The organism is Mucilaginibacter sp. McL0603 (assembly GCF_049992945.1).
Lineage (GTDB): Bacteria > Bacteroidota > Bacteroidia > Sphingobacteriales > Sphingobacteriaceae > Mucilaginibacter.
In genome coordinates this window covers 3,026,475-3,039,306 of sequence record NZ_CP188251.1, presented here as the reverse complement: position 1 = coordinate 3,039,306, position 12,832 = coordinate 3,026,475, and the positions used below count along the sequence as shown (strand labels likewise).

Below are 12,832 nucleotides of genomic sequence, written 5' to 3'. Positions count from 1 at the left end.
GATGGTTAATCTCTAAATCTTAATTTCTAAACTCTAAATTCTAACCTGTAAACTCTATTAATTAACAAACGTTACAGGTTAACAAAAATCACTCGCTGCGTAAACTCTTAACAGGGTTAGTCAGTGCAGCTTTTATTGCCTGGAAACTTACTGTCGCCAAAGCAATAAGCACAGCCAAAATACCGGCCATCGCAAACACCCACCAGTTAATGTCAACCCTGTATTGATAACTTTCTAACCACTTATGCAATGCCCAGAATGCTACAGGAAATGCAATTACACAGGAAATGCCTACTAATAGTAAAAAGTCTTTTGAGAGCAGGCCGGCCAATCCTGATACTGAGGCACCAAGTACTTTGCGGATACCAATTTCCTTGATACGACGCTCGGCTGTATAAGCGGCTAAGCCAAACAAACCTAAACACGATATGAATATGGCAAGTCCAGCAAAAACACCTGCTAATGTGCCGGTTAATGTTTCTGTCTTAAATAATTGGTTAAAGTCCTCATCAATAAATTGATATTCAAAAGGGTAACCAGGACAATCTTTTTTTATAATTGTGCCTGATTTGGTTAAGGCATCCTGCATATTAACTCCTGATTTAAAGCGCATACTTAAGATTCCCATACCCGATGAACGACTGTATAATAATAAAGGTGCTGCTTCGGCATACATATCATTATAGAGATAATCTTTTAAGATGCCTATGATTTGATATGCCTTTTTACCACCGTCCCTTATAATTCCACCTACTCTACCCTCTTTGCCCATTTGTTTTGCAAAAGCTTCATTAATGATCACATTAGTGCTGTCAACAGCCGGGGTAGTATTGAAATTCCTTCCGGCTACCAGCTTCATGTTCATGGTTGAAATAAACTGCGGACTTACATTTTCCCATGATATCAGTGGATTTTTCGATGCATCTTTTCCTTCCCATGAGTAATTATCTGTATTGCTCCCTACTTCTAATGCCGTATTATCGCTTAAGGCTGCGTCTTCCACCACACCCGATTGTTTCAGGTCGTTATATACAGCCGTAAAATGATCTGCCTGATTACCTTGCAAATAGATGTAAACCAAATTGTCTTTTCTGTAACCGAGGTCGCGGTTTTTTACATGCTGAATTTGCTGATAAATAATTATTGTGCCGATAATCAGTATAATAGAGACAGAGAATTGAATCACCACCAGGCTCTGACGTATTAAACCTGAACCTACACTTGATTTAATTTTTATATTTTTAAGAACAGCTATCGGGTTGAACGACGATAAATAAAATGCCGGATAACTTCCTGCCAATAAACCAGTTATAAGACTTATTGATACTAAATATATCAAATGCAATGGGTCAAAGATGTCAACTGACAATTGCTTCTGAACCAACGTATTGAATGAGGGTATCGCCAGATAAATTAAACCCACGGCTATCAAAACAGCAATAAACGACATGATTACTGCCTCACCAATAAACTGGCCGATCAATTTACCTTTACCGGCTCCCATTACTTTACGGACCCCTACTTCTTTGGCGCGTTGTTCAGAACGTGCAGTCGACAAATTCATGAAATTGATACAAGCAATAAGTAAAATGATCCATGCGATAAAAGAGAATAGTTTTACATATTGTATCCTGCCTCCGTCCATCTTACCGTCACTAAATTTATTGTGCAGGTTCCAATCGTTCATTGAAAACAAGAAACATACCGTGGTATTAGTGCTTTTGGTTTTAGACGCGATATAATGACTTAATTTCTGATTAACAGCAGTTAAATTGGCATTTGGTTCCAATTCAACCAACGTACGTACCCAATTGGCCCCCCAAATATCCATCCAGGGTTGCTTATGGTCGATATTTTGTAGCGGCGCCAGCCATTGAAACTGATAAGTTGAGTTTTTTGGCAAGTCCTTAAAAACTCCGGTTACAATATATTCCTGCTCATTATTTATTCTAAGCGATTTTCCCATTGGGTCAGCATCTCCAAAAAACTTTTTCGCCATAGTTTCATTGATCACAACTGAGTGTAATTGTTGAAAGGCATTAGTTTCAGAGCCTTTAACAAAAGGCAGCTGCAACATCGAAAATATTTCAGGATCAGCATAGTTACCTATTTCGGTTATGGTTTTATCACCAAGAGCGAATAACGCGCTATTCCCATCGCCTGTCATTCTTGCTGCATTCTTAATACCTGGTATTTCAGTCTTCATTGCCCTCGCCATAAGCCCTGGCGTGCCAAAAAATGTACTGGTTTTACCTACATAGGTTTGATTCTCGTAGACCTTGTACAACACATTACGCTTGGTGTAATTGTGATTAAAGGTCAGCTCATCCTGAACCCATAAAAATATCAGCGATGCACAGGCTATACCAATAGCTAACCCAGTGATATTTAAGAAACTGTAAGATCTGTTCTTTAACAGACTGCGTAAGGTGGTTTTGATATAATTTTTTATCATGGCTAATAGTGATTGGTCTTATAATTTATAAATCAAAAGCATACCAAAAATACAACTATCTAATTATCAAAACATTAAATAGGTATAAGCATTACGAATATGTTCGTATATGTAACACTAACTGTTCGGAAACGATACAGTTGTGTTTAGTAACCAGAGGTTAGTGATTAGAGATTAGTTGGTATAGAGGTAAAATACAGGCATTAACTAATCACTAATTAACTAATCACTAGTTAACTGATCTCTAATCACTCATTGCGTAAACTATTCACCGGGTTAGCAATCGCAGCTTTTAATGCATGATAGCTAGCTGTTATAATGGCTATAATAATGGCTAATAAACCTGCAGAGGCAAACATCCACCACTGAATATTGATGCGGTAAGCAAAATGCTCCAGCCAGCCATGCATTGCCCACCAGGCTATCGGTGATGCTATCAGGATAGATAAGAGTACAAGTTTCAGAAAGTCAACCGACAATAAAGAAGTGATGGATGATAGGCTTGCTCCCAATATTTTCCGTATGCCAATCTCCTTAGTGCGTTGCTCAATGGTAAAAGCAGCTAAACCGAACAAGCCCATACCTGCCAATACAATGGTTATCGCCGTAAATATGCTGAATATGGATGCCAGCCGGTCTTCAGCTTTATACTGTGCATTAAATGAATCATCCATAAACGTGTAATTGAATGGTGCATCTTTATCATATTTTTTATAGATACTTTCCATTGAACTCAATAAGGTTGGTAAATTGGTATGAGGCTTTATTTTAGCAAACAGGTTACAGCCATCCCGCATAGTCCAATATGGGTGCGTATCAGGTACAACGAAAAGCCCGAGCGGCTTAATGACATATTCCATTGAACCGAAATTGAAGTTCTTTACCACACCTGCTATCTCTAAATTTCGCCCACCGGATTTAACAAAAGCACCGATCGGGTTTCCTTTCAGATGAAGTTGTTCTACAGCTAATTCATTGATCACTAATTTATCGTTACCTTCAAGCTGTGATGGAGATGAGGGTGGATATTTCCATTTCAGACCTAATACTGATATGAAATTATTGTCGACTGCAAGTGAAGGCAGCATCACATTTTGATCTTTGGTTTTACCTTCTATTTCATAGTTGTCATAAAAAGTAAACATCGCGTAGCGTGATGTCGCGACATTGCTCACCCCTGCCAATGACTTGATATCATGATTAAATGAGTTATAGTTTTTACCGAAACTGTTTCCTACAGGTATCATGATCACATTATCACGGTCGACTCCGGTATCTGCATGCCTGAAATAATAAAGCTGACGGTCAATAATGATCCCACAGATGATTAACCCTACCGATATAGCAAATTGGAGTGTAGTAAATACCTTTCGTACGGTGACACCACCCGATTGTTTACTCATTTTACCCTTAAGTGTGACGACAGGGTTAAATGCTGATAATACCAGCGCAGGGTAACTTCCGGCAACAAGAATTGTAATGAGTAGCAAAACGCCCAATAAAGTCAGCACTAGAGGGTTATAAAGAAACGTATCATCAATTTTAAGCTGCAATACATTCAGAAATACAGGTTTAAACAAATAACAAATGATATAGCCCAAAATGAATGATAATACCGCATACAAACCCGATTCCACATAAAACTGTGCTGCCACGCTCTTTCTGCTGGCACCGGCTACTTTACGTACTCCTATCTCTTTTGCGCGAAGTGTGGCCCGTGCAGTCGACAAGCTCATGTAATTGACCAGTGCCAGTAATAAAATCAAAACCGCGACAAGCGGAAATATTTTCAGGTATTTTATATTGGATTGATCACCCTCATTGAAATTTAGGTGGATGTCTGGTAATGCCCTTAATAAAAACTTCATATCCGGGGAGTCCTTCCCCTTTTTCACAACCGCCATATTAAGGCTGCGCCGCAAATTAGCCGTATCCGAGGCATGCTTCAAGAGCAGGTAAACATTAAATGATCCAAAACTAATCTCTTGTGACCCCAGGTAATCCTTTGCCTCCTTCATCGTAAGAAAACTTGAGCCGGATGCTACAAAATTATACTCAACTGATGAGTTGGACGGACAGTTTTCGGCAACGCCGGTTATTTGGTAAGTATATGCACTATCGGTTTTTAAAGTGATCAGTTTCCCTATAGGGTTTTCTTCGCCAAAGTATTTTTTAGCCATATCCTGTGATATCACTACAGAAAATGGCTTGGTCAAGACATTAGAAGCATTCCCGGATAACAATTTGAATGAGAAAAAATTAAAGAAACCAGCATCAGCAAACACCAGTTTCTTTTCAGAAAATTTCTTATCGGGTGAAGACGGATTGCTTACGATTACTGGTTTAAAGTATCCCAATGTACGCATATACCCTTCAACTGTCGGCTGCCCCTGACTGATCAGGGGGCCCGCAGCATAACTCATATAATCCAAATTCATGGTACTGCCATTCATCTTCAATTGCGCAACAGGAATGAATATCCGATCGGCATTCTTTTGAAAACGGTCGTAACTATGCTCATGTGCAACATACAGCATAATGAGCATACATACTGCCAGGCCTATTGCCAAACCGGAAATATTGATCAGGCTGAATAATTTTTGACGTATAAGATTACGCCAGGCTATTTTGATGTAGTTTCTTAACATGATTTGCAAAATTCTAAACTCTAATAGTTAAACTCTAAATACTAATAGCTAAATCCTAAACTCTAATGACAAATGACCATTGTCTAATGACTACTCACTCCTCAGACTTTTTACCGGATTAGCCATAGCCGCTTTTATAGCCTGCATGCTAACGGTTATTAAAGCAATGACGAGTGCTATACAGGCCGCCAGCAGAAATATCCACCAGGATAAACTGATGCGGTAAGCAAAGTCCTGCAACCATTTGTTCATGGCCCACCAGGCAATCGGGAAAGCGATAATACTGGCTATGACCACCATTTTCAAAAAATCAACAGAAAGCAATGAAACAATGTGCTGCACACTTGCCCCAAGTACTTTGCGTATGCCTATTTCTTTTACTTTTTGCTCAGCAGCAAACGCTGCTAAGCCCAATAAGCCTAAAGCTGAAACCAGTATAGCGATGCCAGCAAATAATGCAATAAGTACAGACGACTGTTGTTCGCTATGATATAAATTATCATAAGTTTCATCCAGGAAATGATACTCCAGTGGGTCATTCGGGGCAAATTTCTCCATTATTTTTTGTACGGCTGCAATTGCCTTTTTCGCATTTCCTGGTGTTGTCTTAATATATATCGTTCCGGTAATACCACTATTAGCAATTATCATAGCCCCTATCTTTTCATGAAGGCTCTTGTAATGAAAGTCTTTTACCACACCAATGATCACTCCTGTGTCTCCCTGGTGAATAAATCTTTGTCCGATAACAGGCTTTGGCAAATGGATCAATTTTACAGCTGTTTCATTAAGTAACACATTGTGCAAATCAGCTTTACCGCCATTGAACCATCTCCCCTCTTTGATTCCAATATTCATCAGGTGTTGGAAATCCTGGTCAGCCTCCAATGGCGCAAATTCAGGATCAAAGTCTTTCGGTCTGCCATTCCAGTCAAAAGAGCCGGAGCTTCCATTGGAGAAATTAACTAATTGGCCCTGGGCAAGTGAAACTTCAGCAATTGAGCTTTGCTGTTTCATTTCCTGCTTAATACTATTTAAGATAGCAGGCCCATCTTTCCAGGGATTTTTGCCCATTGCTTTCCATGGCATATTTATAGTAAATATGTGCGCCCTATTATAACCAAGATCGGTATTTTCGATATAATTTAATTGCCTGTAAATAACCAATGTTCCAATTATCAGTATTACAGAAATGGTAAACTGCACTATAACAAGCGATTTCCGTAGCCAGGAATCTTTAAAATTAAGCATAGATTTACCTCTGAATACATTCAACGGACTGAATGACGAGAGTAACAAAGCAGGATATAATCCATTGAGCACAAATGATATTAATAACGTTACACCTACAATCTCCCATACTAAAAGCGATGAAATAGGATTGATGAAATGTTTTCCTGTAAAATCCTGGTACCATGGCATAGCTAATTGAACTAAAGCCAGTGATAAAGCGATTGCCAATAAACTCACTAACAATGATTCAGACATAAATTGTCCGAATAACTGTAGCCGTCCCGCCCCAACGATTTTTCGGACACTAACTTCTTTTGAGCGAATACTGGCCCGTGCAGTGGTAAGATTTACGTAATTGATACACGCGGTGATTAATAGCAGTGAAGCAAGTGCTATAAATACATTAACAATCGTATGATTACCGTGCAAAAAGGAAGAATTCATCAAATCATTTTCAAAATGCATGTCTTTGATGTTGACCAAACTAAATGATGCTTTGCCATCGTCCTTATCGCGATTACGATGCAATATGTTAAACAATTCAGTTGATACTTTTTTCTTATCGGTGTTCGGTTTTAGCTTTACAAAAGTCAAGTAATTAAAGTTGCCCCAAACAAGTGCATTTTTTTTAGCATCTGCATTTGAAAGTTGAGCAGCAATAGGGATGAGAACATTATATTGAAAACTCGAATTTGCAGGATTATCCTTTACAATAGCCCGTACCTGGTAATTATTTGAATCGATACGCATTATCTCGCCTACAGCTTCCCTATTCCCGAAGTATTTTTTTGCTGCCGATTGTGTAAGAATCAAACTAAAAGGGGTTTTATTGAACTCATCAGTTGAACCTTCGACAAAATCATAATGAAACACATTGAACCATTGGTTATCAACATAAGCTGCATTTTTCTCGGATATGATTTCATCCTTATAATGTATATTAACATCACTGTAGTTTGAGGGCGATAGCCGGGTTAAAGTTTCTATTTCAGGAATCTCTCTTTGTGCATGCTCACCCAATGCATATGGTGCACCCTCCCATAACCAATTCTCATGCGGCGATATGGCCAATTTGGTTTTAATACGATAGATGTTGATCGCATCAGGCTGATCTTTATCAAAGCTCAATTCGTTTTGCACCCAAAGTACAATTAATATAGTGGCAGCCATACCGATACCCAGTCCTGCGACATTAATAAGGGTCATGCGCCGGTGCCTTAGTAAATTACGCCATGCGATTTTGAAGTGATTTTTTATCATAAGTAGTTTATTGGTTCAATGGTGGAATAATATCAGTACAAAAACAACTAAGCTCTAAATAACTTATCTCTGATCACTCTGAGCGCAAACTCTTCACAGGATTAGCTATAGCGGCTTTGATTGTTTGAAAGCTTAAAGTCAGGAATGCGGTCAACAACATGCCAACGCCGCTTAGGGCAAATATCCACCAGCTTATGGTCGTCTTATCTGCAAAGTTTTGCATCCATTTATTCATGGCCCACCAGGCTAAAGGTGTAACTATCAAAAATGACAGTAAAACCAGTACAACCAATTCTGTTGATAATAAAGTAACTATTTGGGAAACTGTCGCACCCAGTACTTTACGAACGCCAATTTCTTTTGTCCGCAGACTAGTAGTGAACATAGCCAAACCTAATAACCCTAAACAACTGATGAGGATTGAAAGCCCCGTTGCCCATGTTAGCAGTTTGGACATATGTTGCTCATTTTCGTAGAATTTAACAATGCTTTCATCAAAAAAACTGTAATTGAAATCATCGTCAGGATATAATTTTTTCCATGAGCTTTTAATATTTTCTATGGCTGTTTTCCATTCGTTACCGTTTGCCGTTTGTGGTTTTAAAGCAATGTGGAATGTACCGTTATTATACTTGGAACCATGATATTCAATACCAAGTGGCTTGATAGGTGCGTGCAGCGAATGCTGATAAAAATCGCCCACTACACCAATTATCTCACGTTTGTTATCAGGCTTATCGCCTAAATATTTACCAATCGCTTGCTTCGGATCACGGAAACCAAGTATCCTGGCATATTTCTCATTGATCAGGGTTTGTCGCGTAGTGTCACCCACATGCAAATTGCGGCCGGCAAGCAATTTTATATGGTAAACGCTGATATAGTTCTCATCCCCTTCCTTTAACTGAAGATCGGTTTTAATCTCTTTCTTACCGTCTTTATAAACCGTAGTTTGAGACATGGTACTTCCCGAAGATGGCTCACTCCATCCGACACTTAGCATTTGAATTTGAGGAATGGAACGGAGTTGCTGTGCAAATACCTGTTTCTTATTATCAGTGTTATTCTTGTATGGAGTATTAACAACCAGGATAGCATCCTTTTTAAAACCCAGATCTTTATGCAAAACATAGTATATCTGCTTACTTACCAGTATAGTAGCCATAATAAAAAACTGGGCTATGATAAACTGGGTAACAGTGAGTGATTTTCTGAGCAATGCATTTCGTGTTTTATGGGTACCACTGTAAGCCTGGTTTTTAAGGACCAATACAGGTTTATAATTGGATAGAATCAAAGCCGGATAAAAGCCGGCTACTAAGCTCACCGTTATCGTTAATAAGACAATAAAAACGATCATTCCCGGATGGCCTGATAGATCTAATTTGATATCCTTTGAAATAAAATCAGAAAATACTTTCAAAACTACTGGCACTAATAATACTGATATAATGACGGCAATAAGCGTTACCAGGAATGTTTCACTCAAAAACTGTCCAATAAGTTGAAAACGGGAACTCCCCATTGTCTTACGTATGCCGATCTCTTTAGCGCGTTGCGAGGCTTGTGCAGTAGAAAGGTTGATGAAGTTTATACAACCTAACACCAAAATAAATGCAGCAATAACCAATAATCCGTATAGCGTATTTTTACTGGCGATATTGTTCATATCAAAATTGCCGTATTTCTCGTCAAAGTGCAGGTCGCTTAGTTTTTGTAAACTGAAATTTTGAGTGCTTCCCTTATCTTCCGGTTTGGGCGGATTATATTTCTTTAATATAGCATTCAATTGTTTTTGAACATTCGCAGTAGAAGTTTTTGGAGAAAGTTTAATAAAAAGTTGTGATGCTGAAGTGGTGCTGCCCCAGTCAGGTGGTACCTGATCCTTTAAAGATTTTGCAGTGTTGATACTATTGATTGAAATGAAATCCTGGAATTTGAAATCAGTGTTCTCCTCAAACTTCTGCACGATGCCAGTTATAGTCATCTTTAGAGTGTCCTCATAAACAACCTGTTTGCCCAACATTTGACTATATGACAATGAGGGAAAATACGTTTTGGCGCGATCTGACGTCAAAACGAGCTGATTGGGGCCGTTCAATGCGGTTCCAGCTGAACCGGCAAGCCATTTATAAGGGAACATATTAAAGTACCGTCCATCAGTTAGAACAATATTCGATTCATTTTTGAATTTTGCCGGGGCCTTTGTTCCGTTCGGTATAGTAGCACTGAAATTTAGTGTAAAAAACTGCGCAGTGCCTTCCAAACCTGTTACGTCATGCTTTGCGGCATCACTCAATGGCCATGTAACACCTCCATTGTGACCTACTTCGCCGGCAAAGGAGTAATCGGTAACCACCCGGTATATCCGATCTCCATCTTTATGAAATTTATCGAAGTTAAAATCATAATTAACAATGAGATAGATAACCAAAGCGGCGCAAATACCGATGGACAATCCAATAATGTTGATGAAGGTAAATAGCTTGTGCCGTTTAAAACTACGGAGGGCGATTTTAAAGTAGTTCTTAATCATGACTGTACTGGTTAGGCACAATCAGCATAAAAACTTATACCAATAAGACAAACTATTGATTATTAGTATATTAAAATAAGATACCATACACCCAATGTACGCAAGCGGACAACAGGTGTACGGTTATGATACAGTTTGTTGTAGTTAATTAGTTAACCAGTGATTAGTGATCAGGAATGTTGATGTGATACAACTGATCACCGGTTAACTAGTCACTAATCACTCTGACCGCAAACTTTTTACCGGGTTTACATTGGCAGCCTTTACCGTCTGCAGACCAATCGTAGCAAATGCTATGATGAATGCTATGACACCGGCTCCGAGAAATACCCACCAGCTTAAATCTATCCGGGATGCGAAATCCAATAACCAATGATGCATGAAAAACCATGATACCGGTAGTGCAACTACGGCTGCTATAATAACCAGTTTCAGGAAATCTCTGGATAATTCAACCACAATTTGCGGCACGCTGGCACCCAATACTTTGCGAACGCCAATTTCTTTTATGCGCTGAGATATGGTAAATGCGGACAAGCCAAATAAACCTAAACAGGCAATAAATATGGCCAGGCATGAGAATATGGTAAACAACTTGCTTTCCTGCTGCTCGGCGTCATATAATTTCCGGAAACGATCATCGAGGAAGGTATAATCGAATGGCACATTCGGCACATACTGGTGCCAGGTATCCCTTATGGTATTTATTGCCGATTGTACATTATTTCCATTCACTTTTATGGATATGCTGTTATAATATCCGCTTGAAGGAGGGGGAAGAAAAAACAACATCGGGATAATGGCCTGGTGCAATGATTCGAAATGAAAATCATGCACCACACCGATCACCTTTCCTTTGGTGTTACCATATGTCAAGTCTTTACCGATAGCGTTTTGCGGTGTTTTCCAGCCCAATTGCCGAACAGCGGTTTCATTAATGATATATCTGGCCGTATCTGTTAAATAATCACGGGAAAAATTTCTGCCGGCAGCCAGCTTCATTCCATAAGTATCCATGAAACCGAAATCGGTGGTTATGTATTTCAACTCGATATTGGTTGGTACACTCTTACCTCCTTCTATCACCTGTGCGCCCTGATCGTCCAGCAAACGACCGGAAGGAATACGGGATGACCGCCCAACAGCCCGTATTGCCGAATTTTTAAGTAATTCCTGTTTGAAAGATTCAAACTGCTTGGTTAATGTGCCCGAATAGGCAGTAACCAGGATATGATCTTTATTGAAGCCCAGCGATTTATTCTCAATATAGCTCAGTTGCTGAAACACTACAGTGGTTGCCACTATCAAGACGATTGAAACAGAGAATTGTACCACAACAAGCACTTTACGGAAGGAAATGTTTCCGGAACCTACTTTTAATACTCCTTTCAGTACTTGTACCGGCTTGAACGAAGACATGAAAATAGCAGGATACAAGCCACTGAGCAATCCTATGAAAAATGGCAGACACAGTATACAGATCAAAATATCCCACCTGAACAAACTACTGAAAGCGAGATTTAAATGAGCCAATGAGTTGATATATGGTAATAACAACCAGGTTAACACCATACCCAAGATCAACGCAACCCAGGTAACCAGTACCGATTCGCCGAGGAATTGCCTGATGATCTCTTTCCGTTGTGCACCAATCACTTTTCGTACCCCTATTTCTTTAGCACGTAATGCAGACCGGGCGGTTGACAGGTTCATGTAATTAATGCAGGCGATCAGCAGGATAAACACAGCGATAACTGAAAAAATGTATACTCGTGTCATACTGCCTTCTGGCTCTATCTCATCATCCAGGCGCGATTTCAGGTGGATGTCGGTCAGCTTTTGCATGGTTAGCTTTGTAGTCTGAGAGGTTTTTATATTAGGGGGCGTCCCAGGCATGTGCACATATTTATCCAAAAAATTATTTAGTTGCCCACTAATCATTTCGGAATTGTAATTCTTTGGCAAAAGCAGGTAGGTATAGAATGAGTTATTTCCATAGTTAGTTTCTAACTGTTTTTCGCCCATTATTGCTGTATCCTTTAGTGTATTAAACGACATTAAAATATTCGGGTGCATGTGGGCATTTGAAGGAAATGGCTCAAAAATCCCAGTAATTTTAAACTCGTGTTTGGTATCATCCAAAATGACTGTCTTATTGATAGGATCTTCATTGCCAAAATACTTTTTGGCAATCTCGGGCGTGATCATCAAACTATAAGGATCATTTAATGCTGTCTTCTTATCCCCTTCAGTTACGTTGACAGTGAAAACATTAAAGAAGTTTTCGTCGGCAAAGAAACCACTCTGCTCGTTAAATAACTTGTCCTTGTATTTGAATACAGTTGTGCCACTTGGCAACACACGGGTCACTTTTTGTATATCAGGGAATGCCACTTTCAGCAGTGGACCGAATGGTGGTGCTATAGAGCTCAGGTGCAGGTTCTCGGAACCATCCCGTGAATAAAAAATGCGGGTAACACGGTACGTGCGGTCGGCATTTTCATTATATCTGTCATAGCTCAATTCATTAATGATATAAGCCAGTATCAGTAGACAACACGTGATACCAATGGTTAAGCCTGAAATATTAATGAATGAAATAAACTTGTGCTTTGTGATATTACGCCATGCACTTCTTAAATAATTCTTTATCATGATCTTAAGATTTTATCAACCGGTTATCGAATTATTTATAAGACT

The 12,832-nt window shown here is 39.2% G+C and carries 5 protein-coding genes; all 5 read right to left on the bottom strand.

Going from position 1 to position 12,832, the window contains the following annotated elements; translation table 11 throughout:
- Positions 1–88: 88 nt before the first annotated feature.
- The 5 genes from ACPPVU_RS14015 to ACPPVU_RS13995 all read right to left on the bottom strand — a co-directional run bounded on the left by ACPPVU_RS14015 (position 89) and on the right by ACPPVU_RS13995 (position 12,787).
- Positions 89–2,455, bottom strand: coding sequence for an ABC transporter permease (locus ACPPVU_RS14015; RefSeq protein ID WP_426667137.1), 2,367 nt, complete (start codon positions 2,453–2,455; stop codon positions 89–91).
- 248 nt (positions 2,456–2,703) lie between these two features.
- Entirely contained in the window at positions 2,704–5,103 is a 2,400-nt protein-coding gene (locus ACPPVU_RS14010) for an ABC transporter permease (RefSeq protein WP_426667136.1), read from the bottom strand.
- A gap of 90 nt (positions 5,104–5,193) precedes the next feature.
- Entirely contained in the window at positions 5,194–7,596 is a 2,403-nt protein-coding gene (locus ACPPVU_RS14005) for an ABC transporter permease (protein ID WP_426667135.1), read from the bottom strand.
- Positions 7,597–7,669: 73 nt separating this feature from the next.
- On the bottom strand, positions 7,670–10,132 hold the full coding sequence (locus ACPPVU_RS14000; RefSeq protein WP_426667134.1) for an ABC transporter permease: 2,463 nt from the start codon (positions 10,130–10,132) through the stop codon (positions 7,670–7,672).
- A 219-nt stretch (positions 10,133–10,351) separates the two neighbouring features.
- On the bottom strand, positions 10,352–12,787 hold the full coding sequence (locus tag ACPPVU_RS13995) for an ABC transporter permease (RefSeq protein WP_426667133.1): 2,436 nt from the start codon (positions 12,785–12,787) through the stop codon (positions 10,352–10,354).
- Between the last annotated feature and the right edge of the window lie 45 nt (positions 12,788–12,832).

Bases quoted from the DNA above. Each gene is read 5' to 3' on its own strand.
- ACPPVU_RS14005 (WP_426667135.1), bottom strand. From the start codon at position 7,596: ATGATAAAAAATCACTTCAAAATCGCATGGCGTAATTTACTAAGGCAC.
- ACPPVU_RS14010 (WP_426667136.1), bottom strand. From the start codon at position 5,103: ATGTTAAGAAACTACATCAAAATAGCCTGGCGTAATCTTATACGTCAA.
- ACPPVU_RS14015 (WP_426667137.1), bottom strand. From the start codon at position 2,455: ATGATAAAAAATTATATCAAAACCACCTTACGCAGTCTGTTAAAGAAC.
- ACPPVU_RS14000 (WP_426667134.1), bottom strand. From the start codon at position 10,132: ATGATTAAGAACTACTTTAAAATCGCCCTCCGTAGTTTTAAACGGCAC.
- ACPPVU_RS13995 (WP_426667133.1), bottom strand. From the start codon at position 12,787: ATGATAAAGAATTATTTAAGAAGTGCATGGCGTAATATCACAAAGCAC.